This is a genomic window from Methylophaga frappieri (assembly GCF_000260965.1).
Lineage (GTDB): Bacteria > Pseudomonadota > Gammaproteobacteria > Nitrosococcales > Methylophagaceae > Methylophaga > Methylophaga frappieri.
This window is the reverse complement of the sequence record NC_017856.1, coordinates 2,531,953-2,549,245: the sequence shown is the minus strand read 5'-3', so window position 1 is coordinate 2,549,245 and position 17,293 is coordinate 2,531,953. Positions and strand designations below refer to the sequence as shown.

Here is a 17,293-nt window from a genome sequence, read left to right as displayed (position 1 = left end):
CGTTTAATTGCACAATCTGTTGCTCGGCTTCATCTATATCAGCCGATGTTAGCACAAGCAAGCAACGGAATAGCCCGTAATAAAGTGTCGTTCAATTTAGGATAAAGCTTCGCGTATTTTTTGCGCAAGCTTATCCCGACTGTAGGGTTTGGATAATAACAACACACCAGCATCAAGCCGGCCATGGTGAACAATCGCGTTTTCTGTATAACCCGAAGTGTACAAAGTACGTAACGAAGGCACAATTTGCTTTGCTTGTTCAGCGAGCTCTCGACCAGTCATTCCGCCCGGCATCATCACATCTGTAAACAGTAGATCCACCACTAACCCATTTTTAAAGAGATCCAAGGCCGCATGACCATTTTCAGCAACGGAAACCTGATAACCCAGCAGTTGCAACTGTGAGACAACATACTCCCGCACCAGTGCATCATCTTCCACCACCAGCACCGACTCATTGCCTGTCGGCATGGGGGGCGCAATGGCTTCTGTGAGATCGGCTTTGTGTCTCTCATTGCCTCTGGGTAGGTAAATGCGAACCGTCGTCCCCTGTTCCGCTTCTGAATACAGATTAATGTGTCCTTGGCTTTGTTTGATAAAACCATAAACCATCGCCAACCCCAGCCCAGTGCCTTTGTCTTTATGTTTGGTAGTAAAAAATGGTTCAAACGCCTTGCCGAGTGTCTCAGGTGACATACCAGAGCCGGAATCGCTAACCGCCACCATCACATAATCACCAGCGACAATGTCATGTTGGAGACAATAGCTTTCGCTCAGTTGGATATTTTGTGTTTCTATACATAACTGCCCGCCATCTGGCATCGCATCACGCGCATTCAGCACCAAATTTAACAGGGCATTTTCCAACTGGCCCATATCGACATTAGCCAGCCACAAATCTTCTGAAGTCAGCAACTGCATATCGACCGTCTCACCGACTGCCCGCCTCATCAGAGCTTGCATATTCAACAGTAACGCGTTGATATCAATATTTTTTGGTGACAGCGGCTGGCGTCTTGCAAAGGCGAGTAAACTGCCCGTTAAGTCAGCGCCTCTTTTCGCGGCAGTCAGTATCATTTCTGCCAGATTTTGGCGTCTATCTGACTCAGGAAAAGACATTTTCAAAATATCAGCATTGCCAATTATCACGGTCAACAGGTTGTTAAAATCGTGCGCCACACCGCCAGTTAGCTGACCCACCGATTCCAGACGTTGCGACTGACGAAGCTGCTCTTCAAGCGCCATGCGCTCGGTGATATCGGTAATGCCGCCAACCATACGCGTCGCATTACCTTGCTCATCATAAATCACATAGCCTCGATCAAGCACCTGAATGACATTGCCATCTTTTTGGACCATTCGATAGCTGTTTTGCCAACTGGCTTTATGGTCCGCAATTGCCTGATCCAACGAGCTGACTACATGATCTCTTTCTTCTGGGTGAACACATTCTGCCCAAAACTCCAGTGTTGGCTCAATTTCCGATTTGGTATAGCCAACCAGTTCGGCAAAACTGTCATTCCACCATAAACTGTTTTTTTTCAGATCCCAGTCCCAAATCGCATCATTGGTTGCTTTGGATAATAATTGAAAACGCTGTTCACTTTGTCGCACTAGGCTATTAATGGATTTTTGGACAGAAATATCACTGAGGTAACCCTCAAGGTAAATCACCTCACCTGCGCTGTCATAAACCGCCGCGCCTTGCTCCCAAATCCAAATAACCTGGTTATCCTTACGGCGTAAACGATACTCAACCTGATACGGCTTCTTCAGAGAAACAGCATCTCTAATCTCAGCAAAAAGCCTGTCTCTGTCCTCCGCAACGACCAGTGATGCAAAACTGGTCTGATTGTTTTGCAAAATCGCTTCTCTTGGATAGCCACTAAAGCTTTCAAAGCCATCACTGAGGTACAACATGGTCCAATGCCTGTCATACAAGCAACGATAAGCGACACCGGGCAGATTTGCGATTAATTGGGACAGCGAACGTTCTGCCTCAATACGCGATTGTTCTTCGCGTTTTCGATCCGTTATGTTCTCCGTTATCGCTACCAGCCCCTTAATCTTGCCGCTAAAGTCACGCTGGACGGATATGCTGAGTTTTGCCCAAACCGTTTCCCCCAACTTGTGGACATAGCGTTTTTCAAGCACGGTACTATCTAGATCGCCAGCAAGCATCTGCTGAATATCCAGCCAGTTCTGGTTGCGGTCTGCGGGATGGGTCAAGGTGCTGAAATCTAATGTCATCAACTCACTTTCCTGATAACCAATCATGTCACAATATGCTTTATTGGCATGCAGGAATTGTCCCGACGTAGAGGTCACCGCAACACCAGTCGCCGCATCATGAAAAATTTTCTCGAAGCGTTGTTCGCTCTCTGCCAGTCGGGCATCACTGCGTTTTTTCATAATCGTCAAAGACAACAGCCGGGCAATGCGATTGATGATCTCTTTTTCCTGTTGTGTTGGAGTTCGGACATAACGGTAATAAATTGCAAAAGTCGCAATCACATTTGCATCATCATCAAATACCGGGTGAGACCAACAGGCTTGGAGTTCATATCTTGCAGCGACATCACGATAAGCCGCCCAACGTTCATCATTTTGGATATCTGAAACAATGACCGACTCTTTGGTATAGGCTGCCGTACCACAAGAGCCAACCAATGGACCAATTTTCAAACCATGAATTGCTTGATTATATTCATCTGGCAAACTGGGTGCAGCACCTGACAGTAAGTGTTGCCCTCTTTCGTCAATCATGAGTATAGAAGCCAACGCATCCTCGTAAAGTGCCTCTATTCCCAATGTGATGCGTTGCAAAATATTTGGCAGCAATTGCCCCGCCATGAGCTGCTGATGGATGTCTGACTCCAAATCACGCACAGATTCGAAACATTTACGCTCAGTGACGTCCATCACCATACCGATATATTTCAGCCGATTGCCTTTATCATCAAGGAAAACTTTAACGCGCTCTAGCAAGTCGCGTCGTTGTCCATCAGAGGCGCGACGGATGCGGTATTCTTTTTGAAGGTAGTCCTGGTTATTGTCAGATACATCCATATGCTCGAGGATATGTCTGTCTTCAGGCAAGACATAATCGATAAAATCGGCGAAATTCCTTGGATAGTTATCAACAGCAACCCCAAAAATACGGCAGGTTTCCTCTGACCAGATAATCCGATCCTTAACCAGATCAAATTCCCAACTGCCCAGATTGGCTAATTGCTCGGCATCATCCAACAATTGCAACATTTTGGTCTGCTCAGCCGTTTGCTGACGTTGTGCCGTCACATCGGTTGCAATCCAGGTATAAAGTTTGTTACCTGCTCTATCTTCACCAATCAAGCTAATATCAAATGCCCAGAGGCGCTCTTCACCGTGCTCGGTATAAACAATAAATTCACCGATATTTTTTGTCTGGGTATCCCAATGCTGACGAAATCGTTGAATCATTTCTGATGATTGCTCACGATGCGCTAATCTGGCCCATTTTTCGATCGTATTGATGGCCTCTTGTGGATAGCCGGTAATATCATGAACGGCCTGACTAGTCACTAGAATGTGGCCATCTTCACGGTAAATAAACGCCGGTAAAGGCAAATTAATAATAGCTTGTCGTAGCTGCGTTTCAGATTCCGTCATCGCCTGAAACCGCTGGTTACGCTCTTTGGCAGTCCGCGGCAACCAATGCCGATAAAGCAACACCAAAATGACTATCGCCAAAGCCATATTAATCAGTTGTGGCAATAGCAATAATTTAGGCTGGGCGAGCAGTTCTGAAATAGAAGCCGGCAGAAAACCATATAACGCCGTAAAGTAACTGCCAAAGTAGACAGATTCGAACAGGGTGATGAACGCATCCAGTGCCAGAATAAGCAATAGAGCGCGCACCGCCAATCCCATTTCCATTGGCTGGTGTTGTCGTAAATTAAGCGCATACAGACCGAAAATAACGGCCCACAACACGAATAAAACCCAATAAACGGCTGAAGTCAGTATTTCAAAGGCCATTCACTACTCCCTATGACGCCCATACAGACCAAAAATTTGGTGATAACCTTTTCTTCTAGATTAATGCCCTGTTTTCAAGTTGTTATAAAGCAAATTGTTGCTAAAGAAAAGCACGGAGAAGCCTAGACTGAATCTTAGTGGTGACCCACACCCACATTCGCGAAAACACACTGTCTCTTCTGGTACTCAGCCCTGTTAATTCCGGCAAATGAAATTATCTTGCGCACGAAAAGCCAGCCTTAACGGCAATTCAATTGCGCGTTGAGAAAAGTAAACCGACACAGCAGATTTAATGCCTATCAGGCTCGGCCAAGCCTGCCAAGCCAAGAAAATAAGCACAGCCACGCAGGTCGCCATGTCAGGGTGAAAGCCACCATTAAGGCACCCGCCGTCATCGCCATCACCCAAACCAACACGGCCATGGTGGCATGATCTACCAGGTTACATAACACCAGGGACACAAACAGCGCTGAACTACCGGCCACACGCAGTAAAACTTGCCCGGTTTTCGACCAAGGCTGATCGCCTTGAACCTGTTTCCAGTGTTCATTCATGGCCAATGCCAACCAGGCAAACCCAGAAATACTGCAGATCACAGCACCGGCAAGTAATAACGCATCAAGAGACATGCCGTATCTCCCGTCTCATATTGTTTGAAGCCACTGATGAGGTTGCAGCCGACATGCTTGCCTGTAATTTTTTCGCGGCAAAAATAGCCACAGCAGCACTGGTTAATAAAGCCAGATCAACACCTGCAACCGGCCAATAACCAGCCGAAATGGTGCTTAATAGGTGGTCGCCTGTGGTGATCCAGTTCAACAGAACCGCCATCACCGCCATCACCGCGATTGCCCAGCTTTGTTCACGCCATGCAGGATTGAGCTTTCCCTCGGCAACCGGCGCACTGCGGACAAAAGCATGTAACATGGCCAGTACCCATGCCCCCCAAAAGGCATAGCGTTCTAATCTGTCTCGTCCCAGCCAGTCAGCAGGCAAGGTTTCGGGTAGTAAACGATTGGCAATCAGAATCGCCATCGTCGCAATCAACATACCGGTGACCGTGGTAACAGCCAACGCATCCACAACACGCGATCCCTGGCTACCCGATTTCGCATGGCGTTGTTTGCGTTTTTCCACAAAAAAGATAAACCCGGTGGCGATACAGACACAGCCCATCAACCCACCAAGAACGTATAACCAACGCAACAACCAATGGCGAAAATGCTGTAAATGCAGTCCAGTTAAAAAACTGTCAATGCTGCCCACTACCGTACTGGGTGGATTTTCATGCAATACCTCACCTGTGCTGGCTTTAAAGTGAATACCATCACTCACATTGGCAACGCGATCTGTCCCAGCCCGATAAATACTCACGTAGCCATTTTCATCGTTGTAATGGTTCACCGATAAAAAGCCTACTTCACCCGCCATGCCTTTCTCTGCCCAGCGACGCTGCGCTTCTTCTACCATCGCATCGACAGATGCCATTGGCGTGTAAACCTCAGCGGGATCATGTGGTAAGCCGGTTTCTTGCTCTTCCTGCAACTCATGCAATTCATGTAATGGTTCCAGCTGACTATGCGTCACTGGAAAATAGATGCCGGCAAAAATCACCAGCCCGGTAAACGCAAAGAAAAAATGAAACGGCAACCCCAACACACCGGTCATATTGTGCAAATCCAGCGTACTTCGCTGAATCTTGCGTGCTGGTCGAAAAGTGAAAAATTCACGAAACACTTTATGATGAATCACCACGCCAGTAATCAGCCCCACCAACATAATCAGCGCGGCGAAACCGACAATCCAATAGCCTAGATTCATCCAGGTAAAAGTCAGGTTGAAATGCAGCGGATAGAAAAAGCGACTGCCAATTTTCTGTTGATCATCGGCAAACAGTTTGCCATTACGCGGATCGAGTGTTGCCCAACCGTGAACATGAACATGTTCGTCATTGGCATCAACCGGCTTATTCGGGATGTCATAGGTCGTAAAAATCTGCAAAACCGGATCCCGATGGGTAGTGTAAGCCCCCATGCTGGTCAGCGGTAAAGAAGCCGGATCTGGAATATCGCCGATGACACGTCTTTTGGTTTCAGCCAGACTGTCCGGATGTGGCAGCAATTTGAGATAAGCAGGCTCCAGCATATCGTCGAAAGACGGCATCGGCTGCGGCGCAAAGCGCGATTCGGGGATCGCCCAACGGTCTATCTCGCGGTCAAAAACAGACAGTGAGCCAAAGAAAAACACGACCACCAGCACAAAACCAATTACCAGCCCAAACCAGGTATGTACCCAGGTCATGGCTTGACCAAAATTCTTAAACATCAGGTCATGCCTCCCGTCATCAGCATCTGTATCAGCGAGGCGGTCACCGTCATCAACGCACCACCGCCTACTAACACTGCCGCTACCAGCCCAACTCTGCGGGTTGCAAACGCCCACAAAAAAACGGCCGGATAAATTAGAAAACTCAGTATCGAACCTAGTTGCTCACCATCGTGGAACGCCATGCCTGCCGCATAACAAGCCGCGACTGTCAAAGCGATAAAACCCCAGCAAAAAATATAGCCACCGAAAACAGCAACCAAAATACGACTGCCCAATATGGCTTGTTCTTGATGACGAGAAAGCACGGCTTTCAACAAAATTCGATTCCTCAATGTCACATTCGTAATGCGAGGCTTATCCAGACGATCTAACCTCTTTCCACGCTTATTGTATTTTTCATCAGGCTCAATGTCGATAACTTATTCTTTACACAGCTATTTTCGCCACTGTAAGGCAAGCCATATCCAAAAGTTCATAACGCAACTAAACCTGCAGCTCGTCGGTTGGGCTGAGGGATGAAGCCCAACACTCCCGGGCTGTTTTTATTCGCTATTCCGGTGCGGATTGGCCAGTGTCTGCACCGGTTGATTTCATTTTAAAAGTTAAAGGTTGCTGAGATCCTTAATGTACGGGACATCCCTTGGTATAGAAAGTTATTCGATTGCCCCCCTTTCCAATAATTTTTGTTGAAGACGTTATCAACGTTTAAGCGAAGGGTGACCGGTTTACTGCCCCATGGAGATGGAGTGGTATATCTCGCCCGAGGTCTAAAATCGACCATGAAGGAATTGAAAGATCTTGACCAGTAGATACCATTATGTCGCTTGTATACGTAAAACGTCCGTTAAAGGTCAGTCCATCTACGTATGGTGAATCCCATTCAGCTCCGATTACAGCGCGCAGTTCCGGCGCTAATTCTGCTCTTTGGCCATCGAGAATACCATCTAAAGAATTTGTCACACGTGCATCAAAAAGTGGTTGCCAAGTTTAGCGCGCAGCCAATCCCGTAACCAATGGTGATGGGTGTTGTAAAGCGTATGCATTTCATGCTGTGCGATATGTTCGGCTGGCACAATATTTTCCTGATGCAACCCGCTTCCGCCGAGAGCGGTGCGAAGCAATAGACGTTGCACTTAAAACTAATTGAGAATTATTCGCATATTATGCGTATTTTGTGAGCCAGTGCAAGATCGCAGAATTAAGCCATCTCAACTTTTGTTTGTGGTGACGAAGTGGCAGCAATAAAAAAGCCGGCATCGCGCCGGCGTTTTTATTCTTTGATAATAAGGCTTATTGATTTATCCACTCACCCTGGTTATTACGACAAGCCGTGCCTGTAACCACGTCGCGCTGTCCATCCATATAAACATCCATTTCATATTCGCGACAGGGTTGCTGGTTGGCTTGATAAGTGCGCGTGGGTGTGACGTTATAGCGCGCCCCGGTGTCTGGATTATTCCAGCTACTGGTTCGTCCGGTTGGATAGGTTTCCAGCGTATCATTGGCCCGACGTCGATCCAGTTCATCCATCTCGCCACCGATATGACTGCCCAAGGCGGCGCCCAACAGTGAACCGGCAATAATCGCTGCCGTGCGGCCACTACCACCACCAATGTTAGACCCCGCAACCCCACCGGCAATACCACCGACTGCACCACCCAGCGTTGATTTGCTTTGACACGCAGCGATGGTCATCGTCAGACTGGCAACCACAAAACTAATCAGTATTTTTTTCATCACTTTTCTCTGCTCTGCTGATTGAATGAATAAGCATGGCTCGATTTTAGCCACTGCCTCCAAAACGACACAGGATATGCATCACACTCTGGTTAAGTGCCGCCTGCTCCACCTAAGACAAGTCCGCCAGCCAGGCCGAACCACCGAGTTTTCTTTGTTGTTCAAGATTCCAGCGGGCACGCTGTTGAATATGTGCGGCCGGCTTCACCGGATCGTAGCGAAGGGGGCTGGGCAATGTGGAGGCAAGCAGTGCGGCCTGCATCGGCGTTAATTGTGATGCAGGACGGTCAAAATGATGAAACGCCGCCGCCTGGAGCCCAAACACACCCGGCCCCCACTCCGCAATATTTAAATAGACCTCTAAAATCCGTTGTTTACCCCAAATCAGCTCGATCAATACCGTAAACCAGGCTTCCAGACCTTTGCGTAACCAGCTACGGCCGGTCCAGAGATACATATTCCTCGCCACTTGTTGGCTGATAGTACTGGCACCACGCAATGCTCCTTCACGTTGCCACTCACTCAGCGCCTGCTGGATTGCCTCTACATCAAATCCATGGTGGCTCGGAAACCGTTGATCTTCAGAGGCAACAACGGCAAGTGCCGCATGCGATGGAATCTGCTGCCATGGCAACCATGCCTGCTGCAGGCTCATTTTCTGATCTGCAGACCACCAGCGATCCAGCATCACCATACTGTATGGCGGATTGATCCATTTGAATGGCACCACTATTAGCAAGCTGATTAACACCAACATACTGACCAGAATCAGTAGCATCTTGAAAAACCAAGATGACCGCGTTTGACGTTTTTTTGCCATTACCTTGTTATTTCCGGTTGCACAAAATCAGTAATTTGGCGACATCATACCCGCAACTGTGCACTCAACTGATCGACCACTTCCGCCCAATCAGAATCTGCCGTCAAACATTCACGTAAAAATGCAGCCTGGTTAGGCGACCAGAACAAGGCATCTTCAATATTTTCGTCGTCTTGCAGCCGGTGAATTTCAATAAAGCGTCGAATAGCATAGGCATCGTTTTTCAAACCCAACTGCAAAAAAAGATTTTCCATCGTATGAAATTGCGTTTCCATGTTCGCCTCTATTAACTATTCAGGTGTTTGCCCCATCAGATTAGCTGATTGCCAACTACTATTCCAAACGACGTAGCAACACCATCGGTGACACCATTAACACGGGTCGCAGTTGGAGATAGCCCAGTATCGCCAGTAACAAGCCACTCACTATGGGCATGATCACTAAAAATTCAGCATGCCAACTAAAGCTGCTCTCAAAAAGCCGATATTGCAATAACCAGACTACCGCCTCGGCAGCCAACACGCCGATAACACCGGACAAGAAGCCCAGAATGCCGAATTCTAAAACTGTTGCCAGCCGCAAAAATCGTTGCTGCGCACCTAATGTCCGTAATAACGCCCCTTCGCGTTGTCGTTCCGCAAGCGTCGCACTGGTTACGGCCACCATTACGGCGATGGCCGCCAGCAATATCATCCAGAGTAATGCCTCAATCGCCTGGCTGACCTGTAAAATAATTTGTTGTATCTGCTCAATAATATGGTCTATTTCCAATACCGAAACGGTGGGAAATTCGCTGACAAAATCATTTAGCCAGGATTTATTTTCAACGGGCAGATAAAAACTGGTCAAATAGGTCGCCGGTAATTCCGCCAGCGCACCCGCAGGCGGAAACATGATAAAAAAGTTCGGTCGCATCGAATCCCATTGCACTGTTCGAATACTGGTCACGGTTGCTGTAAAAGTCTCACTGCCCGAGCTAAACCCAAGAGTATCCCCAACCGTCACACCAAGTGATTCTGCCAATGAGGCCTCAATAGACAAGCCTTGTGTGTCGTTGTCAGCAAACCATTGACCAGCCACAATTCGGTTATCTGGCGGGTAATCTGCTGCGGCAGTCAGGTTAAGCTCACGTCGTAACTCATCATCACGCGGATTGGTCGCCACCTCCGCGGCCGGTTGGCCATTAATTTCCGTCAACCTTGCTCTGACTACTGGATACATTGGGCTCCGGGTCAAATCAGCCGAAGAAAGCAAGGTATCTATTTCCTCAACAGCATCAGGCGCAATATTGATCAGAAAATGATTAGGCGCATTTTCAGGTAACTGCGCCTGCCAGTCTGCTAACAATGACGTTCTGACCAAGACCAGGGTCGATGCCAGCATCATGGTGATGGCAAAAACCGTCAATTGCGTCAGCGTGGCCTGACGATGACGTTGCATCGCCATTAATGCGGTTCGCATGACACTGGCACCACCGCGAAGGGGTTGTAATAGTCGCATAATCAACCAGCCAACCCCGGCGACAACAGCCAGCAAAACAGTTAATCCGGCAATGAGTGCGGCAATCAGGGCAACATCACCCGCGAACAGCCACAATAAGCCGGTGATGACCAAAACAGCGACCAGTGCATCTCGCCAGTATTGTCTGGAATTCGCTTCCGGCAAACTGCGTAAAACCTGCATTGCCGGCGTTTGGCGAAGCCTGTCAATGGGCGGCAAAGCAAACACAAACAAGACCACCATCGCGGTTATCAGTGCCGGCCACAAACTCGTTAACGATAAATGCCACTGAAAGGGTTGTGCCATCACTGCAGCAGTTAAAGCCGCCAGTGCTGCCGACGCAGGTAAAGCAAACAGGATGCCTAGCAAGGTGGTCACGCTGCCCCATATTGCTAACCTTCCCGCATAGACATAACGTATTGCGCTGCTGGTCAGTCCTAATGATTTCAGTAACGCAACGGTATCTCGCTGCTGCAACGCATATTGACGGCTGGAAACGGCAATGGCTACGACAGCCAGTAACACCGCAAGGCTGCCTCCTAATAATAAAAAGTTTTCCGCCTTTTCCAACGCTTCGCCTAAACTTTCTCCATCACGGGCATCTCGCCAACGTAATTGGGCTGCGGTCATATCGGTGGGTAGGAGCTTTTCAAAACGCGTCAAACTGTCTATGTCGCCCGACAGTAATAATCGGTGACGAACCCGACTCCCTGGTTGAATAACTGCCGTTTTCTCGACATCGCTGATGTGCATCAAGGCACGTGGCGCAAATGAGGATAGTCGAAAGCCACTATCCGGTTCCCGGAGCAAGATGCCCGTAATCGTAACCAGCAACTGCCCCACCTGCACACTATCACCGATATCCAATGCCAATAGCTTTAACAACCGGGGATTCAGCCAGATTTCACCTTCGGCTGGGCCCTTTTCAATCGTTTGTCTTGGTGCCGTTATAGTCGGTTGCCACTCAAGTTCACCACGCAACGGATAGCGCGCATCAACGGCTTTAATGGTGGTCAACTGGAACTTGTCCTGATGCGATAACATGGTCGAAAACTGCATCATTTGGCTGTATTTCAGCCCTATTCTCTCGGCGGATTGTTGCCACTGCGCCGGCACCGGTTCACTGCTTCGAGAAATCAATTGCCGATCCGCTGCCAAAAAACTGCTTGCAGATTGCATCAATGTATTTTGAAGATGAGCGGCAAACAGGTTTATTGTCGCTATTGTCGCCACGGCAATCAAAATAGACGACAGCATGACTTTAACTTGTCTCAGTCGTAAATCCTGCACAAGCCCCTTGCTCAGAAGACGTCGGCTCATGATTGCGTTATCCGTCCGGCATCAATCTGAAACTGTCGATCACACCGGCGAGCCAACTGACTGTCATGTGTCACCATCACCAGAGTGGTATTTTGCTGCTGGTTCATCTGCATAAGAATATCGGTTATGGTCGCACCAGTTTCTGAGTCGAGATTACCGGTTGGCTCATCTGCAAACAAAATCACCGGATCCACAGCAAACGCTCTGGCAATGGCAACCCGTTGCTGTTCACCACCCGACAGTTGTCTTGGGGTATGACCCAGTCTGTCTGCCAGGCCAACCTGACTAAGTAATTGTGTTGCTTTGCCGCGAGGTGAAGCGTGACCGGCCAACTCCAAAGGCAGCAGCACATTTTCTAATGCTGTCAGGGCCGGTAATAATTGAAACGATTGAAACACAAAGCCCACTTTACTGGCCCGTAATTGCGCACGGGCATCTTCACTCAGCTGGCTGATGGGCTGGCCATCCAGATTAATTTCACCTGAAGTTGGTACATCCAAACCTGCCATTAAACCTAACAGCGTTGTTTTACCGGATCCGGATCGCCCCACAATGGCAACCGATTCACCACGCTGGATCTGCAAATTAACGTCATGCAAAATTGGCAACGCTTTACCACCCGGAAACACTTGGTGATTTAACTGATCAATTTTAATGATGCAGTCATTGGCGTTTATTGTTGGTCTATGCTGTGACATGGTGTCCCTAATCTGATTAATACGGGTATAAGAATGGTCCAATCCCTGAAAAAGTTCGTTGCTTTACTCTTTTTTACATCGGCGATGCTGATTGCTCAGACAAATGCGGCAGCGTCAGAAAAAACGCTGTTAGTCATGGGCGATAGTTTGAGCGCCTATTACGGCATGTCTAAAAAGGCCGGTTGGGTCAACTTGCTACGTGACCGTCTGCAACAGCACGATACTGACTGGCAGGTTATTAATGCCAGCATCAGTGGAGAAACGACTGATGGCGGGCAACGTCGCCTACCGGATTTACTGGCCAAACATCAACCACAAATTGTCATCATCGCATTAGGCGCAAATGATGGTTTACGCGGTTTTCCGCCGCCGCAAATTCAAAGCCGACTGGCTGATATGATCCGTCAATCTCAAAGCTCGGCTGGAGTGATATTGCTCGGTATTGAACTGCCACCAAACTATGGCCCCGTTTACACACAAGCTTTTCGCCAGGTCTATCAGGACTTGTCGGATACTTACCAAATCGGATTGCTGCCTTTTATGCTTGATGGCATTTATGACCAGCCCGGCATGATGCAATCTGACGGTTTGCATCCCAGTGATAAAGCACAACCGCTTATCCTCGATCTGGTCTGGCCGTTAGTCTCGCCACTGATTAATTAGCGAAAACCGCAGTACTTAAAAAGTGGTCGTCCAGTCGCGGTACCGCATCAAGCAACGTTTTGGTGTAATCAGCCTGTGGCGACTGCATCACCGTATGGGTATCACCTGATTCAATTAATTTGCCCTGGTGCATCACCAACATGCGATCCGCCAGATAATCAACTACCCCCATGTTATGGGTAATAAACATCATGCCGATTTGCTGCTCATCGACCAACTGGCGAAGTAACTTCAATATCCCTGCCTGCACCGAAACATCCAGCGCCGAAGTAATTTCATCGCAAAGAATAAATTTTGGCGACAACACCAGTGCCCGGGCAATCGCCAGCCGTTGGCGCTGACCACCGGAAAATTCATGCGGATACCGCCATAAACTGTCTGCCGGCATCTCAACACGCGCCAGAAATTCCGCGGCAATCGCTGTACGTTCAGCATTATCTGCACCGATACCATGTACCCGCATCGGCTCCGTCAGCGTCGTATGAATGGGTAACCGAGGATTCAGGCTGGAACCGGGATCCTGAAACACCACTTGTATTTGTCGACGAAGCGGTTGCAGCGCTTTTGCATTCAGCTTCGTTATATCGTTGCCGTTCAGCCAGATTTGCCCCCGCGTCTCCTGCTGCAATCGCAAAATCGCTCGCCCCAGCGTGGTTTTGCCACAGCCAGATTCCCCCACCAGCGCAACCACTTCACCGGCGGCGACGTCTAATGACACACCATCCACCGCCTTGAAATGATCCACAACACGTCTTAACAAACCTCGTCTAACCGGAAAATGCACAGCCAGATCCGTTACTTTCAACAAGGGCTTTTTTTCCTGATCGGGTCTTACCGGACGCTCAAGACGCTCAGGTAAAGCCGCGATCAGACTTTGCGTATAGGGATGTTCCGGCTGGCGCAATACCGTTGCCACCGATCCGGTTTCAACCAGCTTACCATGACGCATCACCCCAACCCGATCAGCAATTTTGGCCACCACCCCAAAATCATGCGTGATGAATAACATGCCCATGCCATAACGCTGTTGCAGCTCTTGCATTAATTTCAAAATTTCAGCCTGAACGGTGACATCCAATGCAGTCGTTGGCTCATCCGCAATGAGTAAAGCAGGTTCACAAATCAAAGCCATGGCTATCATCACCCGCTGCCGCTGACCGCCGGACAATCGATGCGGATAATCATTAACCCGACTTTCAGGTGATGGAATACGCACCTCGGTCAATGCCTGAATAATCCGCTCACGACGTTGCGAAGCGGACCAGTCTGGACGATGAATTTGCAGCGCTTCATCTAATTGCTGACCAATTGTTTGTACCGGGTTTAATGACGTCATCGGCTCCTGAAAAATCATCGCGATTTGTCGGCCGCGAACCTGACGCAGCTGTTCGGCGCTGGCTTGCAGCAGATTTAATTGGCTGCCATCCGACTGCGTCAGGATGATCTCGCCTTCAGGATGTCGAAAATTATCTGCTGGTAATAAGCCCATCACCGATAAAGCCGTCACTGACTTGCCACTTCCCGATTCGCCAACCAGACAATACGTTTCTCCCGGCTCGATGCTGAGTGTGATGCCATGGACAACAGCATGCCAGTTGCCCTCTGATGCCAGTTCCGTCTCCAGGTTGGTGATAGTCAATAAACTCATGCTTTGCGGCCTTGACTGGTATGGGGATCGATCGCATCGCGTAACGCTTCACCAAGCAGATTGTAGGCAAAAACGGTCATGAAAATGGCGCCCCCCGGAAAGACGGCCAGCCACCAGTTAAAGGTTGAAGATTGCACCGCCTGATTGAGTAATTGCCCCCAAGACGGATCATCAATCAAACCCAACCCCAGAAAACTCAAGGTCGCTTCTGCCAGAATCGCCGATGCGACACCAAAACTGGTGGCAACCAATAATGGCGCCAGTCCGTTTGGTAGCATATGCCGAAACAAAATAGAGCGCAGCGGTAAACCACACGCCACCGCAGATTGCACAAAATCCTGTTGTCTCAACTTCAAAAATTCAGCACGGACATAGCGGGCGTAACCTGACCAGGCAGTGATACCGATAATCACCATCATCATATAAATTGACCGGCCAAAAAAGGCGACAAATGACAGCAGTAAAAATAAAGTCGGTATGGCTTCAAAAATCTCAACCAAACGCATGCCGATAATATCGACAATGCCCGAAAAATAGCCCATCAGCCCGCCAATGATAGTCCCAATCACCAAGGCGATGCCGGTAGCGATAAAACCAATCCCCAGGGCAATTCGCGCGGCATGAATCATCCGTGACGCGACATCAGCACCATTCTCGTCAGTGCCTAGCCAGTGATGTCGGTCCAATGCTGATAACGGCGCTTCGATCCCGGTATTACCGTAATCACGTAAATAATCTTTGGCAGAATACGGAATCGGCGCCCGAATAATCCGACTGACTTCGCCTGTGCTTTGCATTTCGCGGTATTGTTCATAAATAATCAGGTTAGGCGGCGAAACAACAACCGCCGCGATCACACTGGTCAGCAATATCGCAGTCAACCAAATGACTATCCGCAACCAAATTGGTTTGGACCACCAGATCAAAGGCAAAATGGTTAAAAAGCCAATCAACCAGACCCAGTCTTGTGCCGACAAATGTGCCAATAATGGACTGCTGGTTTGCCCATTGTGTGTCAATAACAAAGGATGACTATTGGCGATAAACGGGGCAAATGTGGCGATAACCACCAAAAGCCCAATCCAGATCAACCCAAGACGTGCACTATTGCGTTTCAGCAAACCGATCAAGACCTGCCTGTGCCAAGCCTGAGATCGAACCGTGGCGACCTGCTCACTCATAACTCACCCTTGGATCAACCATGGCATAGGCAATATCAGCCAGCAAATAGCCAACCAGTGTTAATAGTCCGGAAATCAGCGTTACCGATAACACCAACTCCCTGTCACGCGTTTGTACGGCTTCAACAGCCAGTTTGCCCATGCCATCAATACTAAAAATACTTTCGATAATGACAGAACCTGCCAACAAGCTTGGCAATAAAGTGGCAGACACCGTAATCAGCGGCAGCAGTGAGTTGCGAAACACATGCCGCCACAACACGGCGTTTTCATCAACCCCTTTGGCCCGTGCCGTCCGCGCGTAATCCGCGGCCAGGTTTTCCAGTAACGCAGATCGGGTCAGTTTCGCCAAAAAGGCCAGACCACCGTAGGACAAGGCGATAACGGGTAAGACCAAGTGCCATATCCGGTCCAGTAAATAACCATTTTGTATCGCCTGAACACCGAGGATGCCTGCCAGTACCAGACCGGCACCAACACCAAGACCACCAGCAAGGGAAAAACGTAACACCATATTGTCGAGACCGAACAGCAAACGGAAAAGTAAACCGATTACCAACATCAAACCGACATGCAAGCCACTCAGCCACGCTGCGTTTAAATCATGCGCCATCAACCAGCCCAGCCCAAGTCCAATCAGCATCCCTAACCATTGACGCCCGGAAACGGGTAAGCGTGATAAAAGCTGCATTAGCCCGACCACCAACCCAGCTACACAGATAAACACCAGAGTCACTTCAGAAAAACTGGCATACAACGGTAAAAATGTCTCACTGACTGTTTCACGTTGCATCAACCCGGCTGTTGGAAACCACCGCCAATATTGTTCTGAAGCAAAAAAACCAATAAATAGCACCCCGGCCAACATGCTGGGTACCGACCACAAGCCCAATAGGAAAATATTGGAACCCACATCAAAGCGACCGCCTCGCTGTCTGGCCGCCTGAACGCCAATACCAACAGCCAGCGCATAGATCAAGGGGATTGAGATAACATTTAACAACAAGGTGATGGGTAATCGTTCCTCGAGCATCGTGGTCACCGGCCGACCATATCGAAAACTGGTGCCCAGATCGACGCCTTTCCATAATGAAAAACTGCCCAAGGAACCATCTGCTTGTTGCTCAAAACCAATTGGCGAAATGCTATTTAACCACCGCAGATATTGCACCGGTGCGGGTTGATCAAGGCCATAAAGCTTATTGTAATAGGCCTCTAAAGCCTGTCGACTTTCTGGCTCCAACTCCATGCCATCAACCAGCGTTTGGGCAGTAATGCCGCCAGGTGCGGCTGCCATCACCACAAACACAACCAGTGTGATCCCGAACAAGGTCGGAATCATTAACAACAAACGCCGTATTAGATAATTCAGCATTAT

General features: G+C 48.8%; 13 protein-coding genes. 1 reads left to right on the top strand and 12 read right to left on the bottom strand.

What is annotated here, in order from left to right:
• Window positions 1–96 precede the first annotated feature (96 nt).
• The 9 genes from Q7C_RS12235 to Q7C_RS12195 all read right to left on the bottom strand — a co-directional run bounded on the left by Q7C_RS12235 (window position 97) and on the right by Q7C_RS12195 (window position 12,423).
• Window positions 97–4,020, bottom strand: a complete 3,924-nt coding sequence (locus tag Q7C_RS12235) for a PAS domain-containing protein (protein ID WP_014705096.1) — start codon at window positions 4,018–4,020, stop codon at window positions 97–99.
• A gap of 299 nt (window positions 4,021–4,319) precedes the next feature.
• Entirely contained in the window at window positions 4,320–4,649 is a 330-nt protein-coding gene (locus Q7C_RS12230) for a DUF3325 domain-containing protein (protein ID WP_014705094.1), read from the bottom strand.
• A complete protein-coding gene (locus Q7C_RS12225) occupies window positions 4,639–6,345 on the bottom strand; it encodes a PepSY-associated TM helix domain-containing protein (protein ID WP_014705093.1) in 1,707 nt (568 codons plus the stop codon). Before Q7C_RS12225 ends, Q7C_RS12230 begins: the two co-directional genes overlap by 11 nt.
• A complete protein-coding gene (locus tag Q7C_RS12220) occupies window positions 6,345–6,665 on the bottom strand; it encodes an iron uptake protein (protein WP_202946507.1) in 321 nt (106 codons plus the stop codon). The genes Q7C_RS12225 and Q7C_RS12220 overlap by 1 nt, the downstream gene beginning before the upstream one ends.
• A 973-nt stretch (window positions 6,666–7,638) precedes the next feature.
• Window positions 7,639–8,085: an RT0821/Lpp0805 family surface protein gene (locus Q7C_RS12215; protein ID WP_014705090.1), complete on the bottom strand. Its 447-nt coding sequence runs from the start codon at window positions 8,083–8,085 to the stop codon at window positions 7,639–7,641.
• Window positions 8,086–8,197: 112 nt separating this feature from the next.
• Complete coding sequence (mtgA, locus tag Q7C_RS12210; protein ID WP_014705089.1) at window positions 8,198–8,905, bottom strand: monofunctional biosynthetic peptidoglycan transglycosylase; 708 nt, start codon at window positions 8,903–8,905, stop codon at window positions 8,198–8,200.
• A 44-nt stretch (window positions 8,906–8,949) separates the two neighbouring features.
• On the bottom strand, window positions 8,950–9,180 hold the full coding sequence (locus tag Q7C_RS12205; protein WP_014705088.1) for a DUF2789 domain-containing protein: 231 nt from the start codon (window positions 9,178–9,180) through the stop codon (window positions 8,950–8,952).
• A gap of 58 nt (window positions 9,181–9,238) precedes the next feature.
• Window positions 9,239–11,725 carry an ABC transporter permease gene (locus tag Q7C_RS12200; protein WP_014705087.1) on the bottom strand — a complete coding sequence of 829 codons (2,487 nt, stop codon included), beginning with the start codon at window positions 11,723–11,725 and terminating at the stop codon, window positions 9,239–9,241.
• The gene (locus Q7C_RS12195; protein ID WP_014705086.1) at window positions 11,722–12,423 is read right to left on the bottom strand and encodes an ABC transporter ATP-binding protein; all 702 of its coding nucleotides are present in this window, start codon (window positions 12,421–12,423) and stop codon (window positions 11,722–11,724) included. Before Q7C_RS12195 ends, Q7C_RS12200 begins: the two co-directional genes overlap by 4 nt.
• A 33-nt stretch (window positions 12,424–12,456) precedes the next feature.
• Between Q7C_RS12195 and Q7C_RS12190 the strand changes: the two genes are divergently transcribed.
• A complete protein-coding gene (locus tag Q7C_RS12190) occupies window positions 12,457–13,086 on the top strand; it encodes an arylesterase (RefSeq protein ID WP_014705085.1) in 630 nt (209 codons plus the stop codon).
• Here Q7C_RS12190 and Q7C_RS12185 read toward each other — a convergent pair.
• Genes Q7C_RS12185 through Q7C_RS12175 form a run of 3 tightly spaced genes read right to left on the bottom strand, consistent with a single transcriptional unit; the run spans window position 13,079 to window position 17,290 of the window.
• Window positions 13,079–14,734, bottom strand: a complete 1,656-nt coding sequence (locus tag Q7C_RS12185; RefSeq protein ID WP_014705084.1) for an ABC transporter ATP-binding protein — start codon at window positions 14,732–14,734, stop codon at window positions 13,079–13,081. The two genes, Q7C_RS12190 and Q7C_RS12185, sit on opposite strands and share 8 nt — an antisense overlap.
• Window positions 14,731–15,915: an ABC transporter permease gene (locus Q7C_RS12180; RefSeq protein ID WP_014705083.1), complete on the bottom strand. Its 1,185-nt coding sequence runs from the start codon at window positions 15,913–15,915 to the stop codon at window positions 14,731–14,733. Before Q7C_RS12180 ends, Q7C_RS12185 begins: the two co-directional genes overlap by 4 nt.
• Window positions 15,908–17,290 carry an ABC transporter permease gene (locus tag Q7C_RS12175; protein ID WP_014705082.1) on the bottom strand — a complete coding sequence of 461 codons (1,383 nt, stop codon included), beginning with the start codon at window positions 17,288–17,290 and terminating at the stop codon, window positions 15,908–15,910. The genes Q7C_RS12180 and Q7C_RS12175 overlap by 8 nt, the downstream gene beginning before the upstream one ends.
• Window positions 17,291–17,293: the final 3 nt, after the last annotated feature.